Annotated in this window: 16 protein-coding genes and 2 pseudogenes; 15 read left to right on the forward strand and 3 right to left on the reverse strand. The window is 66.8% G+C overall.

Annotated elements, in window-relative coordinates:
* Positions 1-200: 200 nt before the first annotated feature.
* From fxlM (JOD54_RS30930) to JOD54_RS30955, 6 genes are all read left to right on the forward strand, one after another.
* Complete coding sequence (gene fxlM / locus JOD54_RS30930; protein WP_204455464.1) at positions 201-1,469, forward strand: methyltransferase, FxLD system; 1,269 nt, start codon at positions 201-203, stop codon at positions 1,467-1,469.
* Complete coding sequence (locus tag JOD54_RS30935) at positions 1,466-1,690, forward strand: FxLD family lanthipeptide (RefSeq protein ID WP_204455465.1); 225 nt, start codon at positions 1,466-1,468, stop codon at positions 1,688-1,690. Before fxlM (JOD54_RS30930) ends, JOD54_RS30935 begins: the two co-directional genes overlap by 4 nt.
* Before the next feature lie 80 nt (positions 1,691-1,770).
* Positions 1,771-2,331, forward strand: a complete 561-nt coding sequence (locus JOD54_RS35390; protein WP_204455466.1) for a lantibiotic dehydratase — start codon at positions 1,771-1,773, stop codon at positions 2,329-2,331.
* An 8-nt stretch (positions 2,332-2,339) separates the two neighbouring features.
* Positions 2,340-4,739, forward strand: a complete 2,400-nt coding sequence (locus JOD54_RS35395) for a lantibiotic dehydratase (protein WP_307860426.1) — start codon at positions 2,340-2,342, stop codon at positions 4,737-4,739.
* A 2-nt stretch (positions 4,740-4,741) separates the two neighbouring features.
* Positions 4,742-5,860, forward strand: coding sequence for a lanthionine synthetase C family protein (locus tag JOD54_RS30950; protein ID WP_204455468.1), 1,119 nt, complete (start codon positions 4,742-4,744; stop codon positions 5,858-5,860).
* A complete protein-coding gene (locus JOD54_RS30955) occupies positions 5,842-6,690 on the forward strand; it encodes a thiopeptide-type bacteriocin biosynthesis protein (protein WP_204455469.1) in 849 nt (282 codons plus the stop codon). The genes JOD54_RS30950 and JOD54_RS30955 overlap by 19 nt, the downstream gene beginning before the upstream one ends.
* Positions 6,691-6,916: 226 nt before the next feature.
* On the opposite strand, the gene fxlM (JOD54_RS30960) is transcribed toward JOD54_RS30955, so the two are convergent.
* Positions 6,917-8,131 carry a methyltransferase, FxLD system gene (fxlM, locus tag JOD54_RS30960; protein ID WP_204455470.1) on the reverse strand — a complete coding sequence of 405 codons (1,215 nt, stop codon included), beginning with the start codon at positions 8,129-8,131 and terminating at the stop codon, positions 6,917-6,919.
* On the opposite strand from fxlM (JOD54_RS30960), the gene JOD54_RS30965 reads away from it, so the two are divergent.
* Entirely contained in the window at positions 8,124-8,390 is a 267-nt protein-coding gene (locus tag JOD54_RS30965) for a hypothetical protein (RefSeq protein ID WP_204455471.1), read from the forward strand. The genes fxlM (JOD54_RS30960) and JOD54_RS30965 overlap by 8 nt on opposite strands.
* A 5-nt stretch (positions 8,391-8,395) precedes the next feature.
* Positions 8,396-8,620 carry a DUF397 domain-containing protein gene (locus JOD54_RS30970; protein WP_204455472.1) on the forward strand — a complete coding sequence of 75 codons (225 nt, stop codon included), beginning with the start codon at positions 8,396-8,398 and terminating at the stop codon, positions 8,618-8,620.
* Positions 8,621-8,787: 167 nt separating this feature from the next.
* On the opposite strand, the pseudogene JOD54_RS34830 reads toward JOD54_RS30970, so the two are convergent.
* Positions 8,788-8,922, reverse strand: a pseudogene (locus tag JOD54_RS34830) (IS481 family transposase); the annotation flags it as partial.
* Between the two features lie 46 nt (positions 8,923-8,968).
* Positions 8,969-9,121, reverse strand: a pseudogene (locus JOD54_RS34835) (NYN domain-containing protein); the annotation flags it as partial.
* 557 nt (positions 9,122-9,678) lie between these two features.
* Here JOD54_RS34835 and JOD54_RS30980 point away from each other — a divergent pair.
* The 7 genes from JOD54_RS30980 (at position 9,679) to JOD54_RS31010 (ending at position 15,023) form a co-directional block, all read left to right on the forward strand.
* Positions 9,679-10,602, forward strand: a complete 924-nt coding sequence (locus JOD54_RS30980) for a hypothetical protein (protein ID WP_204455473.1) — start codon at positions 9,679-9,681, stop codon at positions 10,600-10,602.
* 94 nt (positions 10,603-10,696) lie between these two features.
* The gene (locus JOD54_RS30985; protein WP_204455474.1) at positions 10,697-11,656 is read left to right on the forward strand and encodes a hypothetical protein; all 960 of its coding nucleotides are present in this window, start codon (positions 10,697-10,699) and stop codon (positions 11,654-11,656) included.
* A complete protein-coding gene (locus tag JOD54_RS30990) occupies positions 11,653-12,690 on the forward strand; it encodes an ImmA/IrrE family metallo-endopeptidase (protein ID WP_204455475.1) in 1,038 nt (345 codons plus the stop codon). Before JOD54_RS30985 ends, JOD54_RS30990 begins: the two co-directional genes overlap by 4 nt.
* Positions 12,691-12,789: 99 nt before the next feature.
* Positions 12,790-12,987 (forward strand): ABC transporter ATP-binding protein, encoded by a 198-nt coding sequence (locus JOD54_RS30995; protein WP_204455476.1) that lies wholly within the window; start codon positions 12,790-12,792, stop codon positions 12,985-12,987.
* 164 nt (positions 12,988-13,151) lie between these two features.
* Positions 13,152-14,057, forward strand: coding sequence for an AAA family ATPase (locus tag JOD54_RS31000; RefSeq protein WP_204455477.1), 906 nt, complete (start codon positions 13,152-13,154; stop codon positions 14,055-14,057).
* A gap of 19 nt (positions 14,058-14,076) precedes the next feature.
* Positions 14,077-14,523 (forward strand): CBASS system Cap8 protein, encoded by a 447-nt coding sequence (locus JOD54_RS31005; RefSeq protein WP_204455478.1) that lies wholly within the window; start codon positions 14,077-14,079, stop codon positions 14,521-14,523.
* Positions 14,520-15,023 (forward strand): hypothetical protein, encoded by a 504-nt coding sequence (locus JOD54_RS31010; RefSeq protein ID WP_204455479.1) that lies wholly within the window; start codon positions 14,520-14,522, stop codon positions 15,021-15,023. Before JOD54_RS31005 ends, JOD54_RS31010 begins: the two co-directional genes overlap by 4 nt.
* Positions 15,024-15,031 lie beyond the last annotated feature (8 nt).

The raw sequence follows: 15,031 nt of genomic DNA on the forward strand, positions 1-15,031 counted from the left end.
CCGCACATCTACCCGCCGCGAGAACTCCTCGGACATGTCCATTGTGTCTTACCGAGGTGTGGCCGTGCGCCAGGTTCCATGACGCGGCCAACCAAGTACAGGCCGCTGGAGTCCGCCTCGCAGTGCTCATTCCCCCGGACTTGCATCCCCTCCTCTGGTCGCAAAGTTAGACACGAAACCGATCCCTGAAAGAGCGACAGGTGAACACACTCCCAGACGACAACCTCGACGAGCGCGCGGATGAGTTCCGCGACGGTCTGATCGACAAGCTGAAGGCGCAAGGGATGATCCCCCTGCCGGTGGTGGAACAAGCGTTCCGCGCGGTGCCGCGGCACCGGTTCGTGCCCGAGGGCACGCCGCTGGAGGTCGCCTACAACGCTGATGACTCGGTGGCGATCAAGCGCGACTCCGACGGCGTGATCATCTCTTCCACGAGCGCGCCATTCATCCAAGCCCGGATGATCGAGCAGGCCCGGCTCGGGCGGGACATGACCGTGCTGGAGATCGGTTCAGGTGGCTACAACGCCGCCCTGCTCGCCGAGGTCACCGGTCCGGGCGGCCGGGTGATCAGCGTCGACATCGACTCCGACGTCGTCGAGCGCGCTCGTGCGGCACTGGAGGCCACCGGTTACGACGACCGGGTCGTTGTGCTGCACGCCGACGCCGATCGCCCAGTGGGTGGGCTGGACGAGCCGTTCGACACGATCCTCGTGACCGTCGGTGCCTGGGACTTCGCCCCTGCTTGGCTGGAGCAGTTGGCGCCAACGGGCACGATTGTGCTCCCGCTGCGGATGAAAGGGATCAGTCGGTCGATCGCCTTCCGCCGCGAAGGTGATCACCTGGTGAGCACCTCGTCGGAGGTGTGCGGGTTCGTCACCATGCAGGGCGCTGGCGCGGTGGACGAGCGCGTGTTCCTGCTGCCAGACGGCAAGGGACACAACGTCAAGCTGCGATTCGACGACGGCGAGCCGCCACAAGATATGAGCCAGCTCGACGGTGTCCTGGCCACCGAACGAACCGAGGTGTGGTCGCAGGTCACCATCAGCCACGGGGTGTCCTTCGCCGACATGTACCTGTGGTTCGCCGGATTCATGCCCGGCTTCTGCAAGATCGCCGTCGACGAGGGCACCGAGATGGCCGCCGACCGCAAGAACTGGTTCCCCTTCGGCGTCGTCCGCGGCGACTCCTTCGCCTACCTCGCCATCCACCGCCTCGACAGTGGAGTCGAGTTCGGCGCCCGCGCCTACGGGCCGAACGGCACCGAAGTCGCCGCGGCGATGGTCGAACAGATCCAGGCTTGGGACCGCCTCGCACGCGGCGGCCCGGAACCCACCTACGCCTACTGGCCGCACGCCGTTACCCGCCCCGCGGCCAGTGACAACACGGCCGTGCTGGAGAAGACCCACGGCCTGCTCACGATCACCTGGCCGACACCCGACCAGGCAACCCCACGAGAGGTGAACCGATGACCGTCCTGATCCTCGACCGACCCGCCGCCCCGCTGGGCCTCGACCTTGCCCACCCCCTTGTCGACGACGCCCCGGTCATCGACGACACGGAGTTCGAGCTGGACATGCGCGTCGTGGAGTCCGCCACCCGTCTGGTGATCACCACCTGCGACACCAGCGACGGGTGCGGCAACACCTGCAGCACCAGCGCCTGCAGCACGAACTCGGCCGACCCGTTCTAGCCCCCTGACCCCGCCGTTGGCGCCCGGCACCACGCGGGCGCCAACGGCGGTCCCACCAGCCCAGCGGAGAGGAGCGAACGATGCGCTACCGGCACACCGGCGTTGTCCTGGTCCGCGCCACCACCTACCCCGGAGACCTCGACCCGCCACCAGACCTGGACCTGTCCGACCCGACCGCAATCGAGCGCGGACGCACCTGGCTCGCCGCAGTCTGGACTCGCTCCGAAGTCCGAGACGCCCTGCGCTTGGCGAGCCCCGCTTTGACGGCCCGACTTGACCAGGTTCTCCAAGGCCCCAGTTCGCTCAAGCAGGTCCGGCGGGCCGTGACGTCCATGGCCTCGTACCTACTCCGCTGGCAACGCCGCGCTACCCCGTTCGGCCTGTTCGCGGGAGTCGGCACGGCCTCTATCGGTCCGGCCGCTGCCAAGGTCGGGGTCGAACACCGCGTCGTACTGAGAGCGGACGCCGAGTGGGTCCTCAATCAGGTCGAGCAGCTTGAACAACACCCGGCGCTACGCGAACGCCTCACAGTGGTCGCCGACAACACCCGCTTCGTTCGCAGTGGCCGCATAGTCACCCACAAGCGGCCCCAATCGGCGCTGGCTCGCCTGGTGCCCTGCGGGAATCCTCGGTGCGTCTGACTCGGCCCGTGGGGTTCGCCCTCGCCGCGGCAGGTACACCGATCGGCTTGGAAACGCTCGTCGACGAGGTGAGTGCGCGGTTCCCTACTGCCTCTTCGGATAAGGTGCGCACGCTGCTTCATGGGCTGATAGACACCGGCCTGCTGATCACCAACCTCCGAGCACCGATGACCGCCGTTGACAGCCTGACCTACCTGGTTCAGGCACTTCGCACAGCAGGCGCGAACTCTGGTCTGGACGAGATCCATGAGTTGCTACGGAGCCACAACGAACAGAACTGCGCTGGGCTGCGTGCGCAACTCGCCGACAGGATGGTGGCGCGGACGCCTGGGCCCGTACTGGCGGCCGATGTGGCACTCGACGCGCGAGTTGTCATCCCTGAAACGGTGCTGACTGAAGCCGCCTCAGCCGCCAGCATCCTCGTGCGTACCACAACACAGCCGTTCGGATCTGCGTCCTGGCTTGACTACCACGCACGCTTCCGCGCTCGCTACGGCGCTGGCGCGCTGGTTCCCGTACTCGAACTGGTCTCCGATGCCGGGCTGGGCTACCCAACCGGATACCTCGGTGCACCACGAGCCAGACCGGCTTGGCGAACCCTTACCGAGCGCGACGCCGCCCTACTTGCCTTGATCCAACAGGCCACTCTCACCGGTACTGACGAAGTAGTCCTGAGCGAAGCCGACATCAACACGCTGACCGTTGGCGACCACACCACCGCAGTTCTCCCTGACCGGGTCGAACTCGGAGTCGCGATCCATGCCCCCTCCACCGAAGCGATCAACCGCGGTGACTTTCAACTCCGCATAACCGCCGCACCTCGCGCCCACACCAGCATGGCCGGTCGCTTCGCTCACCTTCTCGACGAGGAAGACCGCGCCCGGCTGGCAGCCACCTACACCACCGGCGACGCGTTGGCCGTGCACCTGTCCTTTCCACCCCGACGCCCTCACAACGAGAACGTCACCCGCGTCGCGCCACAACTCCCGACGGTCCTGCACCTCGCCGAGCATCCTGCCGCGGCAGTCGCGACGGTCAGCATCAACGAGCTGGCGGTCACTGCGGACGACGACCAGATGTATCTGGTCCACCAAACCACCGGCCGCCGCGTGGCGCCCCAGGTCTCGCACGCTCTCGACACCACCGCGCAGACGCCGCCGCTAGCCAGGTTCCTCGCCGAAGTCGCCAACGCCCGCACCGCGGTCTTCCGCAGCTTCGACCTCGGCGCGGCCCGGACGCTGCCCTACGTCCCGCGCATCCGCTACCGGCGCACAGTGCTCGCCTCCGCCCGCTGGCTACTAACCCCCAGAGACCTCACCGACACCACATTGCAGGCATGGCAACACCGTTGGCGCGTACCGAACCGCATCGTGCTGGTCGACGGCGAACTCCGCCTGCCGCTGAACCTCGGCCACACACTCGACCGCTCACTACTACAGGGCCGACTAGACCGAGCCGACCGCGTCGAACTGCACGAAGACGGCCCGCCCAACAGCGATGGCTGGATCGGGCGACCCGCCGAACTGCTGATCCCACTCACGGCCACCAACCCGGTCCCGCGCCGACTGCCAAGCACCACCCCTCCGGCCGCTGTCCTTGCGCCTGGCGGCTCGACGCTCGTCCAAGTCCGCATCACCGGCAACCCCGCACGATTCGACGAGATCCTGACCACTCACTTGCCGGCCTTCGCCACGAGCCTCGGCGAGCTGGTTGACCACTGGTGGGTTCGGCGACACCGCGACATGATCCGCCTCGACGCTGATCACCACTTGGCCGTGCTCCTGCGCCTCGCCGACCCTGGCCACTTCAGTGTCGTCACCACTCGTCTTGCCGAGTTCGCGTCCGAGCTGGAGCGCAGCGGGTTACCAGGCCAACTCACCTTGACCTCAACACCGCAGCATCCGGCCCGCTATGGCGACGGTCCTGCTGCAACTGCGGCCGAGAGAGTCTTCGCCGCGGACACCGCTGTCGCCCTGGCCCAGATTGCTGCGGCTAGGGACTCCGATATCCCCGCACAGGCCCTCGCGGCAGTCTCGACGGCGGACATGGCCGCATACTTCGCGGTAGATCGTCAGGTCGGATACCGCTCGTTGCTCCGCTGCCTTCCCCAAACGAGCGGCCCGCTCGACCAGACCCTGCGTGACCACACTCTCGCCTTGGCCCATTGTCCCGCCATCGCGGCTATTGCACATGGCCCTGCCCTGCTGAGCGCATGGGCCATGCGCGCGCAAGAGCTGACTGCCTACGCCGCTACGCTCGACCAACAGCGCCAACCGACCGTCTTGCGGGCCCTGCTGCACGACCACCACGTTCGTGCCGTTGGCGTCGACCCCACCTTCGAGAAGGAAACGTTCCGCCTCGCACGTGCCGTTGCCCGTCGACACCTCGCCCTGGCAGGCACCCAGTGACTGTGACCGCAGACACGGCGCTGAACCAGTCCCTCGCGCGGGGTGCCGCGGCCGAGGCTCTAGTACACATCGAACGAGCACGAAGCGGCACCGGGACCTGGGATACCGTCCGCACCTGCCTTCGGCACGTCACCACCGGCCCGATCGATGCCTCCGACCAAGCGGGCCTCTACTACGGCGCCCCAGCCATCGCGTTCCTTCTACACACGGCAGCTACCCACCACCCAGGCTTTCGTGCAGCCGCCGAGAAGCTGAACGACCCCGTCATCAAGCTCACCCAACGGCGCTTGGCCGCCGCGCACGCCCGCATCGACCGGGGCGACCCCGCCACGTTCACCGAGTACGACCTCTTCTACGGCCTCACCGGCATCGGCACCCTGCTACTGCACTACCCGATCGACGAACGACTACTCGCCGACGTCCTTCACTACGTAGTGCGCTTGATCCAACCAAGACATCGAGGCGGAGGCGAAGTCCCCGGTTGGTGGGTAAACCACGATCCTGACCAGATCATCCCTACCCCCGGTGGCCACGCCAACTTCGGCATGGCACACGGCGCTGCCGGTCTGCTCGCGTTCCTGGCACTCGCCACCATCCACGGCCATGAAGTCCATGGCCAACACGAGGCGATCCACGTCCTGTTGAACTGGTTCGACGGCTGGCAACAAGACGACACTCGGTGGCCACAGTGGATCACCCGCGGCGAACTCCGCGCGGGATGCCCTAATCATGCCGAGCCTGCGCGACCGTACTGGTGCTACGGGAACGTGGGGATCGCCCGCGCCCTGCAACTCGCAGCCATCGCCATTGCCGATTCGCACCGCCAGCAGGCTGCCGAAAGCATCCTGCTCGACAGCCTCGCCGACGCCAACCTGGCCCGCCTCACCGACCCGGGCCTCTGCCACGGCATCGCCGGGGTCTACCAAACCGCCCTCCGAGCTGCCCGCGACGCACGCACCCCGCTTCTCGCTGAACAGCTCGCTCGCGTACGCACCCTGCTGGCCGCACACCCCGGCACCGCGCCTGGCGGCCTGCTCACAGGAGGCCCTGGCATCACCCTCGCCCAACTCACCACCCAGCACCCCACGCCCGGATGGGACACATGCCTCCTGATCACCTGACCAGCAGCATCTTCGCCGTCCTCGCAGGCGCCGACCTCACCACGACAGCCCACAACAACAACCTCACCGCCACCGACCTCGACGACGCCATCCGTACCTACCACGCCGCCGGACTGGCAGCCCTCGACCAGCAAGCCGAAGCCACCTGGTACGACCTCCGTATCGAGTTCACCGTCTGGGCCGACGCCGAGTCCATCGCCGTCACCCACCTCCGTCCTATCCTCGACGACCTACAGCAGAGCGGAGCCATCACCACCTGGTGGTTCCTCCGCAAACACCCCTGCTGGCGCCTCCGCCTCCACCACGCCGACAAACCCGCCGTCGACCACGCCCTCAACTCCCTCGTTGCCAACAGTGTCATCCAACGCTGGTGGCCCACCACCTACGAACCCGAAACCACAGCCTTCGGCGGCCCCACCAGCATGGACATAGTCCACGACCTCTTCCACGCCGACAGCCGCGGCGTCGTCGACTACCTCACCCACGACACCCCAGGCATCGGCCGCCGAGAACTCTCCATCCTCTTGCTCACGACCCTCCTGAACGCTGTCCACCTCGAGACCTTCGAGCGCGGCGACGTCTTTTCCCGCGTCGTCCAACTTCGCCCGGCCGCCGCCGAGCCTGCAAAGATCGCCCATCTCGCAGAGAACCTGCACCCACTACTCGCCATCGCCAACCCCCTCGACAGCGACGCCGTCCAGCCCAGGACGCTCATGGTCCAGGCGACACCCTGGTTCACCAGCTTCCAAAAGACGGGGCAACAGCTCTGCGGCGCGGCTACACAAGGAACTCTTCCTCGTGCCTTCGCGCAGTACTTGCGCACATCGTGATCTTTCACTGGAACCGACTCGGTCTGTCCGCCGCCACTCAGGGCATCCTCGTCAACGCGGCCTCGATGGCCACGTTGGGTACTCCTTAGTCCAGTTGAGACCGGCTGAAATGCGTCGAAAACTATCCATCGTCGTGGACGGTTGCGCTGTTGTCTTGCCGATCGTCGATGCCCTGTCTCCCACACGGAAGCGCCTAATGGTTTCGGCTGGCGGAGGGATGCCCCAGTCAGGGCCAAGAAATCACTACTCGGGTGTGGACCTTGTCCACGACCAGTCCACTACCGAGTTCGCTGTCCGGGGTCCCGGCGGGATGGACTTCGATGAGCGGGCCGGTGCCGTTGCGGTGGTCGCGGTCCCAGGTCCGCAGCCATGCGACGTACTCCTGCGCGAGGGCGTCGGCGTCGGGGCCGTGCGCAAGTACCCCGGTCTCGAAGGTGCCTGTGCCTTCGACCGGGCGCTTGGTGCGGTAGGCGAAGCTGCCGCCCCGGACCGCGGTCGGCACGCCGCGGATGGCGGCGGGCCCGACGAGGCCGCTGTCGATGATCGGCTTCGTCGCGTAGAGCAGCGCGAAGCCGGGTGCGGTGGTGCCGACGAACAGGTCCATGCCGTCGATGTGGTCGAACTCGACCCCCGACCAGTGCTCGACGCGTGGCGAGTGCAAGGCGGTCCGCAGCAGCTCGGGGTCGATGTCCTGGTCGCCGTCGACTCGGATGGCGACCTGGTCGCCGTCGATGTGCACCAAGCGCTCGGTGTGGGTGCCCTCGCCCTGCATCGGGACGAACCCGCACAGCCGGTGGCTGAGGCTGGCCAGGCGGTCACCGTCGCGCTCGAACGCGATCGACCGGGTCATGCCGCGCAGCCGCAGCGGCACGACGATCCGGCCATGCTCGGTGAGCTGCCGCGACCAGGCCGGAGGGATGTCCCACGCCCCCGCGGTCACGATCACCCGGTCGAACGGCGCGTACTCGCCGACGCCGTGCTCGGCGTCGGCCTCGACCACGATCACCCGGTCGTACCCGGCCCAGGCCAGGCAGTCGCGGGCGCCGGCGACGATGTCGGAGTCGATGTCGACCGACACGACCGTCCCCGTGTCGCCGACCAACTCGGCGATCAGCGAGGCGTTGTAGCCGCCGGTGCCGATCTCCAGCACACGCATCCCCGGCTCGATACCCGCCTGCTCCAGCATCGTGGCCTGGATGTGGGCCTCCGACAGCGAACTGATCGCCGCACCCTGCTCGTCGCGCTTGGTGACGATGACCGTCGTCGGGTCGTAGACCCGCTCCAGCGACTCACCCACCGGGGCGAACAAGTGCCGGGGCACGGCGAGAAGGGCATCGGCGACCTGGTCGGAGCGGATCGCTCCCATCTCGCGCAGGGCACCCACCATCGCCGCGCGAAGCCTGCCTGGCACGTCGACGTCGTTGTCTCGGAGTGTGCTCACTCGATCACTCTTTCAGCTCTCCTCGGGGCTCGCTCTAGCGGTCAAGAAGGTGCTGGAGAGGCCCTTCACGATCTCTGCTTCGTCCGAGCTAGAGAACTACGCTGGGTGTGCGTACGTCGAAGACCGCATCAAGGGCCACTACTACGAGGAGGTGAAGCAGATCACCACCTACCGCAACGCCCCGAGCCGGCTCCGGGTCCTGGCGATCAACCCGACAGAGTCACCGGCGTACATCCACCGACTGATGAAGGATCTGTGATCACCATGAGGTACGAGGACGCAGTAACCGCCCTCGCCGCCGCGACCAACTGGCACAAGTCCACTCACAGCGGAGGCCAGAACGGAGGCTGCGTCGAAGTCGGCTCCGTACCCGGCCTGGTGGGAGTCCGAGACACCAAGCTCGGCTCGAACAGTCCTACCTTGGCTTTCTCTCCGGTAAGGTGGGCGGCGTTCACCGACAGCGTGAGGTGCCATCAACTAGACCTCTGATCGCAGGGCGGTGGGAGCCTGGCGGCCCTGGTTGGCGGCGATGCGGCAGGTGGCGGTGAGGGTGAGCCGCACGCCGTCGAAGCCTCGGACGCGCCAGTAGTGCTCCCGGACCGGACACCAACGTGCGGCTGGTCGAGGACACCTGTCAATGCCGCAGGGTCGCTGTGCTAGTTGTACTGACCTGGGAGGTTGGGGACGCGGCTGATGGGTGGGTGGCCTGCGAGTGCGGTGTGGCCGCGGTGGTGATTGTAGGTGTGTAGCCATGCCGGTAGGGCTGCGCGGCGTTCGGTTTCGGAGTTGTAGGGGGTCGACGCCGTTCATGGCCAGGTCCTGCTGATAGCGCCTGAACTGCGGATTCGCCCAGTCCGCGTATGCGCGGCGGATGACCGCGTTGCCGTAGTCCCGATACAACCGGGTGATCGCCGCGTAGGGCACGGGGTTGGCACGGCCGGGCAGTCCACGGCCCGCGCCGCAGACCAGGTTCTCGAAGTCCACGTACACCCCGACCGAGGCGTTGCATGCTCAACAGGCCGTTCCGCTGCGAGTGATTCCACCCACTGGCAATCGACGATCCAGCGAGATGCCTTGATGCCGCGACCGACTGATCCAAGGCCGCAGTGGATATCTGTTCGCGCGCACCGGCGTGTGCGTCCGACCACCCGATGCGGCGCCACCAGACCCCGCTCGGTGCAAGGCAGGGACTATCCCGCCATCGACTCTGGCGCACTTTCGGTGGTCAGGGGTAGCTGAGCACGGGGTGGCGTCGCGGCGAGCCCGGCTCACCGCGACTGAGATCCGACCTCGGCCCACCACCGAAAGTGCGCCAGAGCCGATCACACACGAAATAGACCCTGCAAGAGGTCGCAATACGGTCTCCGGAGTGGATGAGACCGTCGAGCACCTGTCGGGGAACGGCTGAGCGCTCGCTGAGGTCAGCGGGTAACGGGACGAGTTAGTTGGGGTTTCCAATCGCGCTTGGTGGCTCGCCTCGCTCGTGGCAGCCGGTGTTATGGGTGTATAACGGTCGCTCTGGTCGGGGGTCCCGGTGAGAGGAGGCGGTGATCTCCGCGTTTGAGGAGTTGCGGATCCGTGGGCATCTTGGGCCTGTTGGAGTCGCGCTGACGCAGAAGTTGGTCAGGGAGGAACTGGCCAGGATGCCGGTGTTGGCCGGGCACGAGTTGGATGATGTGGTGCAGGGCTTCTTCGTCGACCGGCTCGCGAGCGTCACGGCCATGTTGATGGCGCAGGCAAGAGATGAGGCGAGCTTCGGCAGGTTACTGCGGAAGTCGATCCGCCATTGGTTGATCGATCAGGCTCGGAAGACCGGGGGCGGCGTCCTTCGTCGCTCGATCGAGAAGATCTTGAAGGACGATGCGTTCGAGCAAGTCCCGGACGGTGAGCCTGGCGCGGGTCGGTGGAGGCTTGCTGGGACGGATGGTGCCCCGTTCGGGGGTGACCTTGAACCGCTGGTGAAAGCTGCTCGGGGTGTGCCTGATGTTCGAGTGCCGAAGTGGAACAGTGATTCCCGGCGTTCACCCCTGGCGGATCACGCCTCCCTGGTGGCGATCACGCGAGCTGTGTTGACCAAGGCGGAGGGAAGTCTGGAGTTGGCACAGTTGGTCTTCGTCTTCACGCAGCGCTTCCTCGCAGCCCTGGATCCGATCGTAGTCTCGGCGGCCGACGTCGCCGAGTCCGCCGAGTTGCCGTCCCCGGAACCGACTGCTGAGGATCTCGTGATCGCGGCCGACACCGAACTCGACACGGGGTGCGCCGCGGTCGCGGTGCACGCGCGATTGTCTGCGGACGAGAGGACGATCGTCCCTGTTCTGCACGATGTCGTGGCAGTACGGGAAAGGCTGGGCCTCGGGCGGTCCCGGGCGTATCAGATGATCGAGCTCACGAGGACGAAGTTGGTTGAACTGGCAGGCACAGGGCCGGATGCTCAGCGGATCGTCCTGGAGGTGATTGAGCTGTGTCGCTGACTCCTGCTCACCTCGCGCGTGGCCGGACGGTTCGCTCGTTGCGACGTCAGACCTGGGTGACGACTTATGAGGTCGACCGCATCGGGAGGACATCGTGAACGATCCGACCGTTTCCGACCGCCTGCTCGAACTCGCGAGCCAGGCTCGCGTTCCGGATGTCTTGACCGAAGCTGGCCGCCAGGCTCGTTTCGGTGAACCACGCTCTGTGCAGGTCCGGCGGGGCCAGGTGTGGAGAGCGTCGTGGGACGACGTGTCCCTGCTGGTTCTGTTGCTCGACGTCGGTGACTTCGACGTCACCATGACGCCGGTGACGCTGGACCCGCCCGCCGAGGACGAGCACTGCCTCGTCCTGGAACCCAGGGGTACCGCGTTCGGTGTACCGGTGACCGTGTGGCGAGGGCTGCAGGCCGAGTTGCCCGTTCGGGTGCTCGACGCAGTCCTCGACCAATGGACGGACGAGTTCGTGAACGCCGCAGACCAGCGCCTCGAAGCGGACGCGGACCTGCCACCGCGATCACGTCGCGGAACTCCCATCCTGTCGGAGTTCGACCAGGCCGCCATGGTCAGAGCTGAGATCCTCGACGACCTCGACACTCTGCGGGGGAGTCCCGTCCTCCCGATCGAGTCGGAAGGACGGTCGACTCCCAGCTTGGTGAACGTGCTCGCGGACAAGTTCAGCTTCGAGGGTTTGGTGACGGCCTTGATGCCGCTGGGCCTCACCCAGGCCGAGGTGATGGACATCGTGCGCGGCTACAAGCCGATGACTCCCGCGCAAGCTTTCGCGGTCTCGGAGTCCACTGGGGTCGACCATGATCTGGTGTTACAGGCTGTTCGGCCCCTTCCAGCCGACTTGGTGGCGCAGGTGCAACATCCGCGGTTGCGCACGGTATGGCGAGAACATGCCGCACGAGACAACACCGATGAGGCTGCTGCCCGCGAGGCGGGAGCGTATGGCGTCCTGGCGATGGCCGCTCGCCAAACGGGTTCGGGACCTCCGGATTGGTCGAGGAGGATCGAGCAGTACCTTCTCGGTTCGCGGTCGGAGGAACGATGACGCGCGGGAAGTACCCGAATGAAGCCCGCAGCCAAGCCTTCGCAATGATCGACGTACTGGAGCAAAGACGACCCGGTGTTGTGGAACGACTCCGAGTTGACCCTCTCGTCGAATTGGAGGGCTGGGACGACCTCGCCGTCGTCTATGTCGACGAGCCCGCTGGCTACGACCGCTGCTCGGTCGCGGGCAGCTACCTTCACATGCCGCCGACCCTCCGCATCACAGTAGCTGCGTCCCAGAGGCGGAACGGGTTCACCGGCCTCCACGAACTGGGGCACCATCTCCAGAAGACCGACATCACGCTCGGCGGCCGGCTCTTCGAGATCTGCCCACACGAATCCGAGACGTTGGAGGAGGAAGCGTGCGACGCGTTCGCGGCCGAGATCTTGCTCCCTGACGACGAGTTGAGGCCCGCAATCGGGCCGAAAGGTCCGCTCGCCCGCGATGTGGCCGACCTCTTTGAGCGCTCCTCGGCATCTCGCGAAGCCTGCTGCGTGTGGGCGGCGCGGCAGCTTCAGGGAGCGGGTGTCGTGTACTTGCTCGATGCCGACGGCGTCGTCCAGTTCGCCGCTCCTCACAGCTTCATCCCACCCGCTCGCAGATCGGACCAGTCGGGAACCCCCTTGATTGCGGCGGCACTGGAAAGCCAGGAAGGACACTTCACCAGAGACGATACGCACCTCCGCTACGGCAACGGCACCCTGAGCGAGACGCTGTATGGACAGGCCGTGTGGATCGACCAGCACTACCTGATCGCGATCGCGGTGCGCGACATAGTTCCGTGGAAACAGTTAGCTGTTCCTCGTGCGTACACTGGCGGTTCTCAAAGCCGGAAGTGGCAAATCTGCGAGATCTGCAACGACTTCCAGAGCGATGAGACGTGCGAAAGCTGCTCGGAGCCACGATGTCGAGACGGGCACTGCGGATGTGACGTGGCCAAAGCTCGTAAGGAAAGACCGTGCCCTCAGTGCCACCTCCGCCTAGCCCCGAGCAGGTTCCGACCCGGCGAGACCGTCTGCAACGACTGCGCCTGATCCCACTGTTCGCTGGGCCACCGGACAGATGCCGCAGTGTTACGTCAGACCTAGGTGAAGCCAGTTCCATCCCGGAGCTGGCCGAACCAAGGAGTCATCATGGCCAACCGCAGCGCCATCACCGGCCGCTACATCAACAACGCCGCCGCCGCGCGTCACCCGCGCACCTCGGTGAGCACGTCGCCCTCCGGCAACCGCAGCACCGCCACCGCGCACCGCAGCGCGATCACCGGGCGCTACGTCGCCCCGGCGACCGCGGCCCGGCACCCAAAGACCACCGTCACCGAGAACCGCTGACGGTGGCTCCGCAGGTAGGTGGGTCGCTGTCGGTCCACCTACCCGCAATCCCGACGACTTGGGCGACAGCATGAGGAACTGAGCGAGCAAGCGAGGAGCGTGACCGGCAAACCACGGTCAGGCGACAAGAATACATCGACACGCACAGGGATGGGATAGAGATCATGAAGGTTCAGGAGTGCGTGCTGTCCGAGGAGGTGGTCACCGCTGACTCGGCGGAGGCTGCGCTGTGGGACGCCATCGTGGTGCCGGAGGCGATCAAGGAGCAGTTGCGCAACCAGACCTTGTTGTCGCTGCTCGTGCGGCCTGACCTGCCGTTCGCGGTGACGGCGTTGCACGGGTTGTGCACGCTCTACGGGCCGCCCGGCACCGGCAAGACGACCCTTGCGCGCGGTCTGCCAGCGCAGGTCGCGCGCTTCGTTCCCGGCGGCGAGGTGCGGCGGATCGAGATCAACCCGCACGGGCTGATGAGCGCCGAACACGGGCAGTCGCAACAGCGGGTCAGCGAGCTGCTCGGCGAGTACGTGCCGGGTCTGGCGTCGGACGGGGTGCCGACGGTGGTGATCCTGGACGAGGTGGAGTCGATGGCAGTCGCCCGCTCGGCGGCGTCGTTGGCCGCCAACCCGGCGGATGTCCACCGAGCCACCGACGCGGTGCTCACGGCGCTGGACCTCAACGCCGCCGAGCACCCGCACCTGTTCTTCGTCGCGACGAGCAACTTCACCACCGCCCTGGACGAGGCGTTCCTGTCCCGTTCCGACGCCGCCATCCTCGTCCCGCTCCCGGAGCCGGAGGCGCTGCGGGAGATCCTGGCCTCCACGCTGCTCACGCTCGCCGACAAGTACCCGGCCCTGGGTGACCTGGCGCGCTCCTCGGCGATGAACCGCATCGCCGAGGCCGCGAACGGGTTGGACGGCCGCCGCACGCGCAAGGTGGTCTTCGAAGCCCTGGCTCAGCGGCTGGACACGGTGCTCGACCCCGGCAGCCTCACCGAGGACGACCTGGCCTCCGCGGTGAGCAACGCCGTCGCGGAGACGAGCCAGCCGGAGGTGTCCCGTGCGGCGCACTAGGGAAGTGGCGGCCTCACCTATGCGCAGCGCCAGCGCGACCTGGGCGGTGATCGCGGACCTCGTGGCGGACACCGTGGCGCAGTCCTCCGCGCTGTCGCGCGACGAGGCGGTGCAGGCGATGTCGGCCGCCGAGGCGGTCGGGCGGATGCTGGTCGCGGGAGGGCACCTGCACAAGCACCCGATCACCCTGGTGGCTGGCAAGGTGCACTGCGAGATCACCACGGTGTCCGGCACGACGGCGCTGACGCTGGAGGAGAACCTCAATCCCGTCCCCGGCGCGGCGGGCGCCGACGACTTCACGGTCTACCTCCCGTCGCCCGCCCCGCTGCAGGAGCAGGTGAAGGCCGCCGCGGAGAGGCACGCTCGGCTGTCGGACGCCGCGCCGCCCGCTGCGGAGACGAAGGCCGCCAGCTCGGGTCCGCTGATCGACCGTGAGGCCCTCCGCCGGGCGGTGACCCAGCGATGACCTCGACCTACACCTACAGCTACACCCGGACCCATACAGCCACGCACCTGACCGACATCATCCTCGGCGCCATCACTGACATCCTCGCTGATCTCGGAATCAACATGGACCGGCTGCGCCGTGACTGGGTGCAGAACGAGAACGCGATCAAGGCGTGGATCGAGGAGGGCTCGCTGGCCACGGTCGTCCTCGAGTGCCACCAGCCCTCGGGCGCCGTGGTGCCGGTGATCGAGTTCCCGGTGTCCTACGCCGCCTCCGGTGACGGCAACGCCGAGTTCACCGCCTCCCGCGCCCGGCTCGCCCGGTTCCGCGCCAAGCTCGACCGGGTGCCCGCCGGCACCACCTACAAGCTGCTCTGTACCTACAACTGGCCTTGCTCCGACCAACCGGGCTGGGGCCCCGGCCAGCGGGCCAGCATCGGCGGCCTGCGCGGCATCACCTTCGGCACCCTCGGCTCCGCCCCGCACGCCTCGACCGGCATGCGGTACTACCACAACTGAGACCACGA

The sequence above is a fragment of the Actinokineospora baliensis genome (assembly GCF_016907695.1).
GTDB lineage: Bacteria > Actinomycetota > Actinomycetes > Mycobacteriales > Pseudonocardiaceae > Actinokineospora > Actinokineospora baliensis.

Coding starts and splice junctions, on each gene's coding strand:
- JOD54_RS30935 (WP_204455465.1), top strand. CDS start 1,466: ATGACCGTCCTGATCCTCGACCGACCCGCCGCCCCGCTGGGCCTCGAC.
- JOD54_RS35390 (WP_204455466.1), top strand. CDS start 1,771: ATGCGCTACCGGCACACCGGCGTTGTCCTGGTCCGCGCCACCACCTAC.
- JOD54_RS30955 (WP_204455469.1), top strand. CDS start 5,842: ATGCCTCCTGATCACCTGACCAGCAGCATCTTCGCCGTCCTCGCAGGC.
- JOD54_RS30970 (WP_204455472.1), top strand. CDS start 8,396: ATGAGGTACGAGGACGCAGTAACCGCCCTCGCCGCCGCGACCAACTGG.
- JOD54_RS30990 (WP_204455475.1), top strand. CDS start 11,653: ATGACGCGCGGGAAGTACCCGAATGAAGCCCGCAGCCAAGCCTTCGCA.
- JOD54_RS30995 (WP_204455476.1), top strand. CDS start 12,790: ATGGCCAACCGCAGCGCCATCACCGGCCGCTACATCAACAACGCCGCC.
- JOD54_RS31000 (WP_204455477.1), top strand. CDS start 13,152: ATGAAGGTTCAGGAGTGCGTGCTGTCCGAGGAGGTGGTCACCGCTGAC.
- JOD54_RS31005 (WP_204455478.1), top strand. CDS start 14,077: ATGCGCAGCGCCAGCGCGACCTGGGCGGTGATCGCGGACCTCGTGGCG.
- JOD54_RS31010 (WP_204455479.1), top strand. CDS start 14,520: ATGACCTCGACCTACACCTACAGCTACACCCGGACCCATACAGCCACG.